The 14,332-nt window shown below is 62.2% G+C and carries 13 protein-coding genes; all 13 read right to left on the bottom strand.

The features are described from left to right. Positions 1 to 30: 30 nt before the first annotated feature. On the bottom strand, positions 31 to 1,404 hold the full coding sequence (locus N4T19_RS02090) for an adenylosuccinate synthase (RefSeq protein WP_260719323.1): 1,374 nt from the start codon (positions 1,402 to 1,404) through the stop codon (positions 31 to 33). Between the two features lie 29 nt (positions 1,405 to 1,433). Beyond that, on the bottom strand, positions 1,434 to 2,582 hold the full coding sequence (locus N4T19_RS02085) for an ATP phosphoribosyltransferase regulatory subunit (RefSeq protein WP_260719322.1): 1,149 nt from the start codon (positions 2,580 to 2,582) through the stop codon (positions 1,434 to 1,436). A gap of 189 nt (positions 2,583 to 2,771) precedes the next feature. Beyond that, on the bottom strand, positions 2,772 to 3,656 hold the full coding sequence (gene hflC / locus N4T19_RS02080) for a protease modulator HflC (protein ID WP_021027524.1): 885 nt from the start codon (positions 3,654 to 3,656) through the stop codon (positions 2,772 to 2,774). A 9-nt stretch (positions 3,657 to 3,665) separates the two neighbouring features. Then, the gene (gene hflK, locus N4T19_RS02075) at positions 3,666 to 5,030 is read right to left on the bottom strand and encodes an FtsH protease activity modulator HflK (protein WP_116925230.1); all 1,365 of its coding nucleotides are present in this window, start codon (positions 5,028 to 5,030) and stop codon (positions 3,666 to 3,668) included. Positions 5,031 to 5,088: 58 nt separating this feature from the next. Next, positions 5,089 to 6,246 (bottom strand): GTPase HflX, encoded by a 1,158-nt coding sequence (hflX, locus tag N4T19_RS02070; RefSeq protein ID WP_021027522.1) that lies wholly within the window; start codon positions 6,244 to 6,246, stop codon positions 5,089 to 5,091. A 98-nt stretch (positions 6,247 to 6,344) separates the two neighbouring features. After that, positions 6,345 to 6,596 carry an RNA chaperone Hfq gene (gene hfq / locus N4T19_RS02065; RefSeq protein ID WP_116925229.1) on the bottom strand — a complete coding sequence of 84 codons (252 nt, stop codon included), beginning with the start codon at positions 6,594 to 6,596 and terminating at the stop codon, positions 6,345 to 6,347. A gap of 129 nt (positions 6,597 to 6,725) precedes the next feature. Continuing rightward, the gene (gene der, locus N4T19_RS02060; RefSeq protein ID WP_260719321.1) at positions 6,726 to 8,066 is read right to left on the bottom strand and encodes a ribosome biogenesis GTPase Der; all 1,341 of its coding nucleotides are present in this window, start codon (positions 8,064 to 8,066) and stop codon (positions 6,726 to 6,728) included. 21 nt (positions 8,067 to 8,087) lie between these two features. Further along, entirely contained in the window at positions 8,088 to 9,239 is a 1,152-nt protein-coding gene (gene bamB, locus N4T19_RS02055; RefSeq protein WP_260719320.1) for an outer membrane protein assembly factor BamB, read from the bottom strand. Between the two features lie 22 nt (positions 9,240 to 9,261). Further along, positions 9,262 to 9,906 (bottom strand): YfgM family protein, encoded by a 645-nt coding sequence (locus N4T19_RS02050; protein ID WP_116925226.1) that lies wholly within the window; start codon positions 9,904 to 9,906, stop codon positions 9,262 to 9,264. A 68-nt stretch (positions 9,907 to 9,974) separates the two neighbouring features. Then, complete coding sequence (gene hisS / locus N4T19_RS02045) at positions 9,975 to 11,279, bottom strand: histidine--tRNA ligase (protein ID WP_260719319.1); 1,305 nt, start codon at positions 11,277 to 11,279, stop codon at positions 9,975 to 9,977. A 61-nt stretch (positions 11,280 to 11,340) separates the two neighbouring features. Then, positions 11,341 to 12,585 (bottom strand): flavodoxin-dependent (E)-4-hydroxy-3-methylbut-2-enyl-diphosphate synthase, encoded by a 1,245-nt coding sequence (gene ispG, locus N4T19_RS02040; protein WP_116925289.1) that lies wholly within the window; start codon positions 12,583 to 12,585, stop codon positions 11,341 to 11,343. Between the two features lie 33 nt (positions 12,586 to 12,618). After that, on the bottom strand, positions 12,619 to 13,527 hold the full coding sequence (locus N4T19_RS02035) for a RodZ domain-containing protein (protein ID WP_260719318.1): 909 nt from the start codon (positions 13,525 to 13,527) through the stop codon (positions 12,619 to 12,621). After that, a complete protein-coding gene (gene pilW / locus N4T19_RS02030; protein ID WP_260719317.1) occupies positions 13,524 to 14,294 on the bottom strand; it encodes a type IV pilus biogenesis/stability protein PilW in 771 nt (256 codons plus the stop codon). Before pilW ends, N4T19_RS02035 begins: the two co-directional genes overlap by 4 nt. Between the last annotated feature and the right edge of the window lie 38 nt (positions 14,295 to 14,332).

Here is a 14,332-nt window from a genome sequence, read left to right as displayed (position 1 = left end):
GTTTCCTCAATCAAAAGTAGCAACCAGGGCTTAGGCCTGGTAAGGGTTGTGCATCAGGATCGTATGGTCGCGATCCGGGCTGGTCGAGACAACGGCAATGGGCACACCGGTGACTTCGGCAATACGGTCCAGGTATCGGCGCGCATTGACGGGCAGCTTGTCGTATTCGGTCACACCCACGGTGGTGTCGGTCCAGCCGGGAATGGCTTCGTAGATGGGCTTGCAGCGCTCGATGTCGTCTGCACCCAGGGGCAGCAGGTCGATGCGCTCGCCATCGAGCTCATAGCCCACGCACAGCTGCAGCTCTTCGATGCCGTCGAGCACATCCAGCTTGGTGATGCACAGACCGGACAGGCCGTTGATCTGGGCCGAGCGCTTGAGCAAGGCCGCATCAAACCAGCCGCAGCGGCGATAGCGGCCGGTGGTGACGCCCTTTTCCGCGCCCACGGTGCTCATCACCCAACCGGGGGTGCCTTCCTTTTGCCATTCCAGCTCGGTCGGGAAGGGACCACCACCAACACGGGTGCAGTATGCCTTGGTGATACCCAGCACATAGTGCAGCAGGCCCGGGCCCACGCCCGCACCGGCAGACGCATTGCCAGCCACGCAGTTGGACGAGGTCACATAGGGGTAGGTGCCGTGGTCCACATCCAGCAGCGAGCCTTGCGCGCCTTCAAACAGCAGGTTGCCGCCTTCGGCATGCACCTGGTTCAGCTCGGACGAGACATCGGCAATCATCGGCTTGATCAGCTCGGCGTGTTGCATGGCTTCGTTGTAGACGGCGTCGAACTGGATCTCGCCATTCTTCATGTACGGAGCGAGTTGCGGGCCGAAGTCGAACTTCTGCGAACCGAGCACGCTCACCAGGATGTGGTTGTGCAGGCTCAGCAGCTCGCGCAGCTTGGTGGCAAAACGCTCGGGGTGCTTGAGGTCTTGCACGCGCAGTGCACGGCGGGCAATCTTGTCCTCATAGGCCGGGCCGATGCCCTTGCCGGTGGTGCCGATCTTTTGCACGCCGCCTTGTTCACGGGCCGCTTCACGGGCCAGGTCTAGCGCTTGGTGGAAAGGCAGGATCAGCGGGCAGGCTTCAGACACGCGAAGGCGATCACGCACCTGAACGCCGGCCTTCTCCAGGCCTTCGATTTCTTCGAACAGCTTGCCCACGGACAGCACCACACCATTGCCAATGTAGCACTTGACACCAGGACGCATGATGCCGCTGGGGATCAGATGCAGTGCCGTCTTCACGCCATTGATGACCAAGGTGTGGCCGGCATTGTGGCCACCCTGGAAGCGCACCACACCTTGTGCGCTCTCCGTCAGCCAATCGACCAACTTACCCTTGCCTTCGTCACCCCATTGAGTGCCAACCACAACAACGTTGCGACCTTTGGAGATAGCCATGTCTTTTCCCATCCAAGAACAAAATACGGTTAAATGCTGCGCACGATCCACTGGCCATCGACTTCGGCCAGTTCGCGGTCACAATTGAATTCGTCGACTTCATCGTCATGCCCGGGCAAGGCGCAGACCACGGTTTCACCGGCCTGGCGCAGGCGGGCGATGACCTCGCGCATATCGTGGCGGTCCACCCAGGGCGCGCGAATGGCAGCCTTGAGGGGCCGCGGCTCGACCACCGGCACCAGCTGCTTGATATCCAGACTGAAACCAACGGCAGGACGGCTGCGGCCAAAAGCGGCGCCCACCTCGTCATAGCGGCCGCCACGCACCAGCGCATCGGTCACGCCTTGCGCATAGATCGCAAAGCGCATGCCGCTGTAGTAGGAGTAGCCGCGCAGATCGGCCAGGTCAAACGTCACAGCCGGGCTGTCGATGCGGCTGGCCAGTTGGCGCAGGTCCGCCAGAATCGGTGCAACACCCGGGATGGCTGCCAGGGCCTTTTCCGCCTCGGCCAGCACCTCCACATCGCCATACAGGTTGAGCAAGGCACGCAGTCCATCGCGCTGGGCCGGCGGAAAATCGCGGGTCAGCGACGCGAGCTCGGAGGCATCCTTGACCGCCAGCGCCGCATGCACGCGGCGCAGGGTCGGCAGATCCACCAGCAAGCCCGCCAACAGGCGCTGAACAATGCGCACATCGGCCAGGTCCACCGAGAAATCATGCAGCTGGGCTACGCGCAGCGACGCGGTCGCCAGCGCGATCACCTCCACATCCGCCTCTACCCCGGCATGGCCGTAGATTTCAGCGCCAAACTGCAAGGGCTCGCGGGTCGCATGGGGGCGATCGGGCTTGGCATGCAGCACCGGCCCGCAGTAGCACAGACGCGTCACACCCTTGCGGTTGAGCAAATGGGCATCGATGCGAGCGACTTGTTGGGTGGTGTCAGGGCGGATGCCCAGGGTGCGACCGGAGAGCTGGTCCACCAGCTTGAAGGTCAGCAGGTCCAGCGCTTCACCGGAGCCGGAGAGCAGCGAGTCCAGATGCTCCAGCAGTGGGGGCATCACCAGTTCGTAGCCGTAAGCACAAGCCGTGTCGAGCAGGCCACGCCGAAGCTCTTCGATGTGTCGCGCTTCAGAAGGCAGCACATCGGCAATGTGATCCGGAAGGATCCAAGCAGACATGGGGAATTGGGAGGGCTGTTAAAAACGTGATTCTACAGGGATGACGGCGGGCGATCCGCATTTCCTGCTCTCGGCACTGCGCCTTTGCGGCCATTACAGAGCCCAGCGCCTAGCGATGCTATAAGAAACCCCAATGAAAAAAGCCACTTTGCGAATGCAAAGTGGCTGGCAGGGAGCGCTGACCCAGGCTTACTTGGTGCCTGACGAGCGATAGCCCTTGAAGAAATCCGAGGACGATGGATCGACCACGATCACGTCCGACTTCTTGTTGAAGCTGGATTTGTAGGCCTCCAGGCTGCGGTAGAACTGCGCGAACTGCGGGTCTTTGCCAAAGGCATCAGCATAGACCTTGGCCGCTTCGGCGTCACCCTCACCCTTGAGCGCCTGGGCGTCACGGTAGGCATTGGCCACCGTCACTTCACGCTGGCGATCGGCATCGGCGCGGATCTTTTCACCCACGGCACCACCGGTCGAGCGCAGCTCATTGGCCACGCGTTTGCGCTCGGCTTCCATACGGCTGTAGACCGATTCGGTAATGGCCTCCACATAATCAACGCGCGTGATGCGCACGTCCACAATGTCGATACCCCAGGGCTTGCTGCCCTTGACCGCTTCGAGCACTTCGCGCTTGACGTCGGCCATGGTCTGCTCGCGCTTGCCAGAGATCATGTCCTGCACGGTACGGCGGTTGACCTCCTCCTGGAAGGCATTGCGCACCACACGGTTGAGCTGGATCGCGCCCTGGCCTTCGGTCGTACCCACGTTGCGGATATAGGCCGAAGGGTCGGTGATGCGCCAGCGCACATACCAGTCGATCACCACGCGCTGCTTCTCGGCAGTCAGCATCGATTCGGTATCGGTGCTGTCCAAGGTCAGCAGGCGCTTGTCCAGGTAGGTCACGTTCTGCAGCGGTGGCGGCAGCTTGAAGTTCAAGCCTGGCTCCGTGATGACTTCCTTGATCTGGCCGAGCGCATACTTGATGCCGAACTGCCGCTGATCGACGACAAACACGGTGGAGCTGAGCAAGGCCAGCACCACCAGGACGGTTGAAGCTAAAAATCCCATTCGATTCACAAATCACTCCTAGCGCGACTCGCGGTCACGGGTACGGCTGGTATCACGGGCACGGGCATCGGGCACCGACGGTGCGGGCGCAGGTGCGGTGGTCGTGGACGCGTTCGAGCTGGCAGCAGCATCGCCTGCCGCAGCCCCGCCCTGGGTCTGCTGCATGATCTTGTCCAGCGGCAGGTACAGCAGGTTGGAGCCTTGCTTGGAATCGACCACGACCTTGGTCACATTGCTGTAGACCTGTTGCATGGTTTCCAGGTACAGACGGTCACGCGTGACCACCGGCGCCTTTTGGTACTCGGTATAGATTGACGAGAAGCGCTGGGCATCACCCTGGGCCTGCGCCACGATCCGGGCCTTGTAAGCGGCAGCTTCTTCCATCAGGCGCGACGCCGTACCGGTGGCGCGTGGCACCACATCGTTGGCATAGGCCTCAGCCTGGTTCTTGGTGCGCTCACGCTCCTGCCCGGCCTTGAGCACGTCGTCAAATGCCGCCTGCACCTGCTCTGGCGGGCGCACGCCGCCTTGCTGCAGATTGACGCCCACGACCTCGACACCGATCTTGTAGCGATCCAGGATGACCTGCATCAGCTCACGCACGCGGGGCGCAATCTGGTCGCGCTCTTCGGCCAGTGCCGCATCCATCTTCATCTTGCCCACCACCTCACGCACGGCGGTTTCGGCCACCTGGATGACGGTGTCAGCTGGCGCCTTGCTCTCGAACAGCCAGGCACGCGCATCGCTCAGGCGGTACTGCACGGCGAACTTGATCTCGACGATGTTCTCGTCTTCGGTCAGCATCGCCGATTCGCGCAGACCAGTGGTCTTGATGATGCTGTCGCGGCCCACATCGGCAGAGCGGATCTGCGAGACATAGACCAGCTCATGGCGCTGGATCGGATACGGCAGGCGCCAGTTGATACCGGCATTGACGGTCTTGTGGTACTTGCCGAACTGCGTGATGACCGCTTGCTGGCCTTCTTGCACGATGAAAAAGCCGGTACCCAGCCAGATCAGTGCGGCAACGCCGACGATCAGGCCCAGGCCAACGCCTGCGCCCTTGAACTCGGGCGGCTGCCCTGCACTGCCGCGGCCCGTGCCACCGCCTTTGCCGCCACCGAACAAACCACCGAGCTTTTTGTTCAGGTCCTGCCACAGCTCGTCCAGATCCGGGGCACCGTTGGTGCCAGGGCGCTGCGGGTTGGGCCGGTTGTTCTGCTCGGGCGGGTTGTAAGGCGGGCGAGATGGCTCTTGACCTGCATTGCTGCTGTCGTCCTTGCCATCGTCACCCCGCCCCCAGCGAGGATCGTTCAGGTTAAACATTCCGCGCAGGCCCTGCGGCAGCAAGGCCAGGCGCGGAAAACGTGAATGAAGTTTCATTAGCGATGTCTCTATGAATCAGCGTTACAAGCGCATGCAAGCAGCCATTGTGGCAGCCCTAGGAGGCATTTCCCAGCAATTCGTCATCAGCGTCTGGGGCTATCTCCCAAGCATCGCCCGCATCGAGCGCTGCCTGGCGAGCGACCAGGGCCTGGGCCAGGTGCTCGCGCACGGCCTCGAGCCCCTGCCCCTTGGCTGCGCTGACAAAGAATCGTGGAACCTGCACCCCATCGAGCTCATAGCTGTCTGCAAGCGCTGGTGGCCGCCGGTCTGGCTCAATGGCATCCAGTTTATTGAATACCAGAACCTGCGGCACGTTTTCTGCCCCAATTTCCCGAAGAACCTTTTGGACTTGTTGTATTTGTTCCGGGTGGGCAGGGTTGGAGGCATCGACCACATGCAGCAGCAGATCTGCATCGACCGCTTCTTGTAGTGTTGCCTCAAAAGCATTGACCAGCCCGTGGGGCAGGTCACGAATAAAACCGACCGTATCGGAGATGGAGATGGAGCGCTGTGCCGACTCCAAATACATCTGCCGCGTCGTCGTGTCCAAGGTCGCAAACAGCTGGTCAGCAGCGTAGGCGCGGGCCTTGACCACGGCGTTGAAGAAGGTCGATTTGCCGGCATTGGTGTAACCCACCAACGAGACATTGAAAGTGTCGTTGCGCTGGCGCTGGCGGCGCTGCGTGGCGCGCTGCTTCTTGACCTTGAGCAGCCGGTCCTTGGTGCGCTTGATCGCATCGTTGATCATGCGCTTGTCCAGCTCGATCTGCGTCTCACCCGGGCCGCCACGCGTGCCGATACCGCCGCGCTGGCGCTCCAAGTGCGACCAGCGGCGCACCAGGCGCGTGCTGAGGTACTGCAGCTTGGCCAGTTCGACCTGGAGCTTGCCTTCATGGCTGCGTGCGCGCTGCGCGAAGATCTCGAGGATCAGCAAGGTCCGGTCATTGACCGGCATCTGCAAATGGCGCTCCAGATTGCGCTGCTGGGCCGGGCTGAGCGCCTGGTCAAACAGGATCTCGGTGGCACCATGGGTCTGCGCCACCAGGCGGATCTCATCGGCCTTGCCGCTGCCCACAAACAGCGCCGCGTCGGGCACCTTGCGCTTGCACACCAGGCGCGCGACCGGGTTCAGGCCAGCCGTTTGGGCCAGCAGTCCCAGCTCTTCGAGCTCGGAATCGAAGTGCGGAAAACCAAAATCCACCCCGACCAGCATGACCGGGGTGGATTTTTTGTCGTTGGAATTTTGTTGATTACTCAATGATGTAGAGCTGCTCACCCGCGAGTTGCGCGAGTGTTGTGCTATCAAAAGCGTTAGGCTGAAGCTTCGTTGTCTTGCGAGTCAGGTGCCGAGAAGTTCACGGCACGACCGGGGACAATGGTCGAGATCGCATGCTTGTACACCATCTGGGTGACGGTGTTGCGCAGCAGCACAACGTACTGGTCAAAAGATTCGATCTGGCCTTGGAGCTTGATGCCGTTGACCAAATAGATGGACACTGGCACATGCTCGCGGCGCAGAGCGTTGAGGAAGGGATCTTGCAGAAGTTGGCCTTTGTTGCTCACGATATTCTCCGTGTTCGGACAGTGTTGTTGTAAAACGCCACCTTACCACAGTGGCATCCTAACTGAACGATAAATGGTTTTTTCCATGTGATGGGTCTGTGGATCAGACCTCATCTCACTTGTACGCTATCAATCTTTGTCAGCGTAAGGGTTATGTGAGGTCTTGAATTCAATCCGCAAGGGGGTGCCGATCAAATTAAATTCCTTGCGGAAACGCCCTTCCAGGAATCGCTTGTACGCATCGGTGATGTGTTCGAGCGAATTGCCGTGGATCACGATCACCGGCGGGTTCATGCCACCTTGGTGCGCATAGCGCAGCTTGGGGCGGTAAGGCCCGATCTTCTTGGGGGTCTGGTACTGCACCGACTCCAGCAGCACGCGCGTTAGCACGGGCGTCGGCATCTTGCACAGGGCCGACTTGTGCGCCTGGGTCATCGAGGTCCACAGCGGGCCCAGGCCCTGGCGCTTCTTGGCCGAGATGAAGTGCAGCGGTGCAAACTTCAGGAAGGACAGGCGCAGCTCGATTGAGCGCTCCAGCATCTGGCGGCCGTAATCATCGAGCGCATCCCACTTGTTGACGGCCAGCACCACGGCGCGACCGCTCTCCAGAATGTAGCCGGCGATGTGGGCGTCCTGGTCGGTCACGCCTTGCGTGGCATCGAGCAGCAGCAGCACCACGTTGGCGCCTTCAATGGCCTGCAAGGTCTTGACCACCGAGAACTTCTCGATCGCCTCGAACACGCGGCCCTTGCGGCGCAGACCCGCGGTGTCGATCAGCTGGAACTTTTGGCCACTCTTCTCGAACGGCACCGCAATCGCATCGCGCGTGGTACCGGCCATGTCAAAGGCCACCAGGCGCTCTTCACCCAGCCAGGTATTGATCAAGGTGGACTTGCCCACATTCGGGCGCCCTGCCACGGCCAGCTTGATGACGCTCTCATCTTCTTCGGGCTCTGCATCCTCGTCCTGGTTGAGCCAAGGCAATTTCTCCAGCGCCATGTCGATCATGGTGCGGATGCCCTGGCCGTGCGCGGCCGAGACCGGGAACACCTCACCCAGACCGAGCTCATAGAACTCGGCCAACTGGCCGCCGTCCTTCATGCCTTCGGCCTTGTTGCCCACCAGCATGGCAGGCTTGCCCAGGCGGCGCAGGTAGCCGGCAATCTCATGGTCCTGGGCCGACAGGCCCAGGCGCACATCGACCACGAACAGCACCACATCCGCCTCGGCCACGGCCTGGCGGGTCTGCTTGGCCATTTCCTTGAAAATGCCACTGGTCGCATCGGGCTCGAAACCACCGGTATCGATCACGATGTATTCGTGCTTGCCCTGACGGCCTTGGCCGTAATGGCGATCACGCGTCAACCCGGCAAAGTCGGCAACGATGGCGTCGCGCGACTTTGTCATGCGGTTGAACAAGGTGGATTTGCCCACATTGGGGCGCCCCACCAAAGCAATAACTGGCTTCATTCCTGACTACTTTTTCTTTTCTTACTCGGGCCGAAAGCCATACACCGCGCCGTCATTCGTCTGCACCACCATGGTGTTGCCCGCCACTACCGGCGCCACGGAGATACCGGAGCTGTTGGTAGAGAAGCGGTTGAGCGGCGAGCCGTCTTTCTTGGACAGCATATGCACCGTGCCCGAACTATCACCAAAAATCACAGAGCGGCCCAGCACCAGCGGCTGGCTCAGCTTGCGGTAGCGCAGGCGATTGCTCGTCCACACCACGCTGCCGCCCTCATGCGCCCAGGCTGTGATCACGCCATTGCCATCGGCACCGGCCACCACCTCGGCATCACCCGAGATGCCATTGATACCGTCGGCACGCACGGTCCAGCTCAGCTGCGCGGTAGCGGCATCAATACAGCCCACGGCCATCTGGTAGGCACGCGTGCACAGCACCGAGCCTTGGCGCGAGACGCCACCCACCAGCTCCACCAGACGCTCAACGTCATTGGTGCCACGGGGGCTGGCAATCGGCACTTCCCAGCGCAGTGCGCCAGTGTTGGGGTCGATACCGACAAAGCGGCCCGAGACGCCAGCGACCAGGGTGTCCTGATAGGCGGTCAGCACACCGCTTTGGCGCAGCACCAGCGCTTCGCTGGTCTTGGCCTGGCTCCAAAGTGCCTGGCCTGAGGCCGCATCAAAGGCCTGCACCGAACGGTCCGCGCTTTGCACGAAGATGCGCTCGCCCGCCACCAGCGGCGTGGTATAGACACGCGCTGGCAGGCGCTTGCGCCACATTTCCTTGCCCTGGGTCAGCGCCACCAGGTTGCCGTCTTCGGTCACCACAGCGGCCCATTTGCCATCACTGCCCACGCCCGCCGAGAGCTTCTGGCCCACGTTGACGCGCCAGAGATCGGCACCCGTGTCGGCATTGATCGCAGCCACCTGGCCGTCGGCCGAAGCCAGGGTCACCACCTTGCCGCTGACATTCATCACCAAGGTGGGATTGCTCTTGCCAATGCGCTGCGTCCAGACCTGCTGCACGGACAGCAGTGCGACATTGGGCTCCAGCTCAGTGGGCTTGCGCTTGTCCGACGAGAACAAAGAGCAGCCCGCAATGGCCAGCGCCACTGCCGATACCGTCAAAACCTTGGCTGCAGCAGCTGCTGCAGCATATGCCTGTTGTTGTTTCATGCGCACTGCCTTCTGCCATCCATCACTTCAGATCTTCGCCCAGCGCATTGAGCTTGACGGAGATCACGTTGCGGTATTCCACGCCCGGTTCGGTCTTTTGCAAGGCCGCCTTGTAGGACTCGATGGCTTGCGCCTTGTCGCCTTTGGCCAGGTAGACATCGCCCTTGTGGTCTGCCACCACGGCATCGAACTCGGTCGGCATCTTGGTGCCCAGCACCTTGAGCGCCTCGTCATAGGCCTGGCTGTTGAGCAGCACCGCTGCCAAACGCACGCGGGCGGTGGCCTTGAGGCCTTCGTCCGATGCATTGTCTGCCACCCAGGTGAGCGCTGCCTTGGCATCGTCCATCTGGCCCTTGTCACCCGCCGCCTTGGCCACCAGCAGACCGGCATGCGCCGCCTGCACAGTGCTGCCGTAGTTGCTGCGCAGATCGCCAAAGGCCTGGTCGATACGGGTCTTGTCACCCGAGTTGACGGCCGATTCGACCGCCGACGACAGTGCGCTCGCTTGCGATGCCTGGCGGTTTTGCCAGTACTGGTAGCCATTCCAGGCGGCAAAGCCACCCAGCACAATCACCAGTACCGTGGTGATCAAGGTGCCCCACTTGTTCCAGAAGTGCTTGAGCTGGTCTATCTGTTCCTGTTCTTCCAGATCTAAATGCGTTGCCATATTGTTCTAATGGAGTTGAATCAAAAAAAAGCTTGCCGCTGCGATTGCGCTTATGCGCGCAATTGCGCTTATGCGCGCAATTGCGCTGCCCAATCGGCCACGGCGTCGATGGCGCGTTCAGCCTGGGCGCCCTCGCCATCGCGCAGCTGCTTGACGGTCACCATGCCGCGCTGCATCTCGTCGCTGCCAAAGATCAGCGCGCAAGCGGCGCCGCTGGCATCGGCCTTCTTGAACTGCGACTTCATGCTGCCCAGGCTCCCTGCCACCGCTGAGCCATGCATCTGCACCCGCACACCGGCTTGTCGCAGGGTCTGGATCACGCGCATGGCCTGCGGCAGCAGGGCTGCGTCCGGCAGGATAGCGTAGGCGTCAATAGACGGGCGATCCCACTGGATATTCAGCTCCTTGATCAGCTCGAGCACGCGCTCGATGCCCATACCCCAGCCCACGGCCGGCGCGGGCTTGCCGCCAATCTGCTCGATCAGGTAGTCATAGCGGCCGCCGCCGCAGATCGTGCCTTGCGAGCCGAGCTTGTCGGTGATGAACTCGAACACCGTCAGGTTGTAGTAGTCCATGCCGCGCACCAGGCGCGGGTTGACCGACCAGGCCACGCCGTTGGCGTCCAGGATGTCCTGCACGGCCTTGAGGTGGGCCTTGGAGTCTTCGCCCAGAAAATCGAGCAGCTGGGGCGCGGCATTGACCATCGCCTGCATCGCTGGGTTCTTGGTGTCGAGCACGCGCAGTGGGTTGCTGTACATGCGGCGCTTGCCCTCGTCGTCCATCACTTCGGTGTGCTGCTCGAAATAGGCCACCAGCGCCTCACGGTGGGCGCGGCGCTCCTCGGGCTGGCCCAGGCTGTTGAGCTCCAGGCGCACGCCTTCAATGCCCAGGTCCTTCCACAGCTGCGCGGCCAGCAGGATCACCTCGGCATCGAGCTCGGCGCCGCCAAAGCCCATGGCTTCGACACCCACCTGGTGGAACTGGCGGTAGCGGCCGCGCTGGGGCTTTTCGCGGCGGAACATCGCACCGATGTAGAACAGGCGCTTGCCGCCGTCATAGAGCAGGTTGTTCTCGACCACGGCACGCACCACACCAGCCGTGCCTTCGGGGCGCAAGGTCAGATGCTCGGCCTGGCCGTGCTTGTCGGCCCGGTCTTCGAAGGAATACATTTCCTTCTCGACGATATCGGTCACCTCACCCAGGCCACGCACAAACAGCGCCGTATGCTCGGCCAGCGGCGTGCGGATATTGCGGTAGGCAAAACGCCCCATCACATCGCGCACCTTGCCTTCAAACCATTCCCACAAGGCCGAATCGGGCGGCAGGATATCGTTCATGCCTTTGATGGCGGCCAGCTTTTCATTCATGCCCATGGGCTTCAATCTCTCTGTTCAGTCTGCTTGCAAACACTTGCCAGGCCAGCAAGTGCAACTCTCAATTATCTACCTTGGCGGCACCGTAGCGGCGCTCCACGTAGGCCTGCACGATCTCGTGGAACTCCTGCGCAATGCGGTCACCGCGCAGGGTCAGGGCCTTTTCGCCATCGATAAAGACGGGGGCAGCAGGCGACTCGCCATTGCCCGGCAGGCTGATGCCGATATCGGCATGCTTGCTCTCGCCGGGGCCATTGACGATGCAGCCCATCACGGCCACCTTCATCTTCTCGACACCGGGGTACTTCACACGCCAGACCGGCATTTGCGAGCGCAGGTGCTGGTCGATGTCGCGCGCCAGCTCCTGGAAGGTGGTGCTGGTGGTGCGGCCACACCCCGGGCAGGCGGTGACACTAGGCACAAAGCTGCGCATGCCCATGGCTTGCAGAATCTCGCTGGCCACCACCACCTCTTGCGTGCGCGCTTCACCCGGCTGCGGGGTCAGCGACACGCGGATGGTGTCGCCAATGCCGTCCTGCAGCAGGATCGACAGCGCAGCGGCCGAGGCCACCGTGCCCTTGGTGCCCATGCCCGCCTCGGTCAGCCCCAGGTGCAGTGCATAGTCGCAGCGCGCAGACAGGCCGCGGTAGACCGCCACCAGATCCTGCACGCCACTGACCTTGCAGGACAGAATGATCTGGTCGCCATTCAGGCCCATCTCCTGGGCACGCTGCGCAGAGGAGATGGCCGAGGTGATCAGCGCCTCGTACATCACCTGGCGCCCATCCCAGGGAACCGCGCGGCGGCTGTTCTCGTCCATCAGCTCGGCGAGCAACTCCTGGTCCAGGCTGCCCCAGTTCACGCCAATGCGCACGGCCTTGTCATACTGCATGGCCGCCTCGATCATCTGGCCAAACTGCTTGTCCTTCTTGTCGCCCTTGCCCACGTTGCCCGGGTTGATGCGGTACTTGGACAGCGCCTTGGCGCAGTCAGGGAACTCGGTCAGCAGGCGGTGGCCGTTGTAGTGGAAGTCGCCCACCAGCGGCACGTTCTCGCCCATGCGGTCGAGCTGCTCGCGCACATAGGGCACCGCTGCTGCGGCCTCGGGTGTGTTGACGGTGATGCGCACCATCTCCGAGCCCGCCTGCGCCAGCTCCTTGACCTGGATGGCCGTCTCGATCACATCCACGGTATCGGTATTCGTCATCGACTGTATGCGCACCGGCGCATCGCCCCCGACCGTCACCACACGGTCACCCCAGACCACACGGGCCTGGCGGCTTTTGCGCGCGGCCGGTGCCACCATGGGCACGGGCAACAGGATGTTCTCTTCTTGCACTTAATTCACCTCAAAACGGGCGGTGCTGCCCTTGGTCACTTTTTTCAGATCAAAAACCGACCCGCGCAGCTGCATCTCCACCCCCACCGCATTGCCCACGATGAGCTTGAGCGGCGGCGTGGCCGCGATATCTTCACTCGTGCCAGCGCGGATGGTCTTTTCAAACACCACCTTGCCGCTGGCTTCCTTGACCTGCACCCAGCTGTCCTGGCTGGCCTTGAAATGCAACAACGGCGCGCCCTCTGTAGGAGCAGCAGCCGCAGGGGCAGGGCTGGACTGGCCAGCCAGCGCAGCGCTGCCACCGGCGTCAGTTGCGCCATTGGCCGGTGCCTCGGGCACGGGGTCGGTCGAGCTGCCACCCAGTGCCACCGGCTCGGGCTGGTCAGCCACACCGGCGACATTGTTCGAGCGTGCCGGCGCCGGCGCAGACGCGGCGGCTTGGCTCTTCCAGTGATCTGCCAGCTGCGGATAAAACAGCACGCCAATGGTCGCTACGATCAGCAGCACGACCACGCCCATCCAGGGAAAAGGCTTGCTGCTGGGAAAATCGTTTTTCTTGCTCTGCGCCGGGCCCACGGCCACGCGGGTCTTGACGCTTTCCACGCCAGAGCTCAGGTCCTTGCCAGGCGGCTTGGGCAACTGTGCCAGCACGGGCGCCGGATCGATCTTGAGGACACGGCACACGGCGGAGGCCAGCGCGCGCACAAAGACCACGTCCGGGAAGGCGCTCCAATTGCCCGCTTCCAGCGCTTCGAGCTTGTGCACCGACACCTTCAGGTGCGCGGCCACGGCCGGCAGGTGGTAGCCCAGCTCCTCGCGCGCCTGGCGCAGCATCTCGCCAGCGCTCATCACGCCGCCTGGGGACGCATCGCTGGCGTTCGTTGCTTGTTGGATATCAGACTCGATCACAGCACGCCTCCACCAGCAATACGTGCCGCCTCTTTGGAGTCGGGGAAACGCTTTTGCAATTGGGCAGCGAGCGCACGCGCGCTCGCTCCATCGCCCAGGGCTTTTTCAATTTGGATACCGAGGAACAGGGAGCCGGCATTGGCCAGCTCGCCGTTGTTCAGGCGCCGGATATAGAACTGCGCGCGGCGTGCATCGCCGCGCTGGTTCAGCAGCTTGGCGAGGTTGAAGCTGACGATGGGGTTGCCCGCGTCGTAGTCATAGGCCTTGAGCAAGCTGGCCTCGGCCTCGGCAGGCTTGCCGGCCGCTTCATGGCACAGGCCCTGCGCCATCAAGGTCTTGGCTTGCTGAAAATACTGGCGCTGCGCCAGTGCCTGGTTGAAATAGCGGTCAGCCGCCTCGTATTTTTTCTCCTGGCAGAGCAACCAGCCGTGGTTGTGCATGATGTCGCCATCGGTAGGCTTGAGCGACTGGGCCTTGCTGAAGCTCTCAGCAGCAATATCGGGCTCGCCCAGCTGCATGTAGATGAGGCCACGCATGTTGTAGGCATCACCGCTGTTGGGGTCGAGCGCCAGCACTTGCTTGATCTCGTCGAGCGCGATGGTGGTCTTGCCAGACTGGAAATAGTTGGCGGCCAGCTCAAGGCGGATGCGCGCGCGCCGATGGATTTCGGTCTCATCGGATTGGGTGACATAGGCGGCATCCTCACGGGCCGTACTGCTGCTGGTACCACAGCCCGACAAACCGCCTACCAGGGCCAAACCCAGCAAGGCGGCAGCCGTGAGGCGATGTACCCTCGGTAGCCCTT

Origin of the sequence: Comamonas squillarum, from assembly GCF_025309455.1 — a bacterium.
GTDB lineage: Bacteria > Pseudomonadota > Gammaproteobacteria > Burkholderiales > Burkholderiaceae_C > Comamonas > Comamonas squillarum.
Note: the sequence above shows the minus strand (reverse complement) of the source record. Positions and strands in the feature narration are given on the sequence as shown.

What these genes read in the sequence shown, in the direction of transcription:
- N4T19_RS02090 (WP_260719323.1), bottom strand. Translation starts at nt 1,404, where the DNA reads ATGGCTATCTCCAAAGGTCGCAACGTTGTTGTGGTTGGCACTCAATGG.
- N4T19_RS02085 (WP_260719322.1), bottom strand. Translation starts at nt 2,582, where the DNA reads ATGTCTGCTTGGATCCTTCCGGATCACATTGCCGATGTGCTGCCTTCT.
- hflK (WP_116925230.1), bottom strand. Translation starts at nt 5,030, where the DNA reads ATGAAACTTCATTCACGTTTTCCGCGCCTGGCCTTGCTGCCGCAGGGC.
- hflX (WP_021027522.1), bottom strand. Translation starts at nt 6,246, where the DNA reads ATGCTGGTCGGGGTGGATTTTGGTTTTCCGCACTTCGATTCCGAGCTC.
- der (WP_260719321.1), bottom strand. Translation starts at nt 8,066, where the DNA reads ATGAAGCCAGTTATTGCTTTGGTGGGGCGCCCCAATGTGGGCAAATCC.
- bamB (WP_260719320.1), bottom strand. Translation starts at nt 9,239, where the DNA reads ATGAAACAACAACAGGCATATGCTGCAGCAGCTGCTGCAGCCAAGGTT.
- N4T19_RS02050 (WP_116925226.1), bottom strand. Translation starts at nt 9,906, where the DNA reads ATGGCAACGCATTTAGATCTGGAAGAACAGGAACAGATAGACCAGCTC.
- hisS (WP_260719319.1), bottom strand. Translation starts at nt 11,279, where the DNA reads ATGGGCATGAATGAAAAGCTGGCCGCCATCAAAGGCATGAACGATATC.
- ispG (WP_116925289.1), bottom strand. Translation starts at nt 12,585, where the DNA reads ATGGTGGCACCGGCCGCGCGCAAAAGCCGCCAGGCCCGTGTGGTCTGG.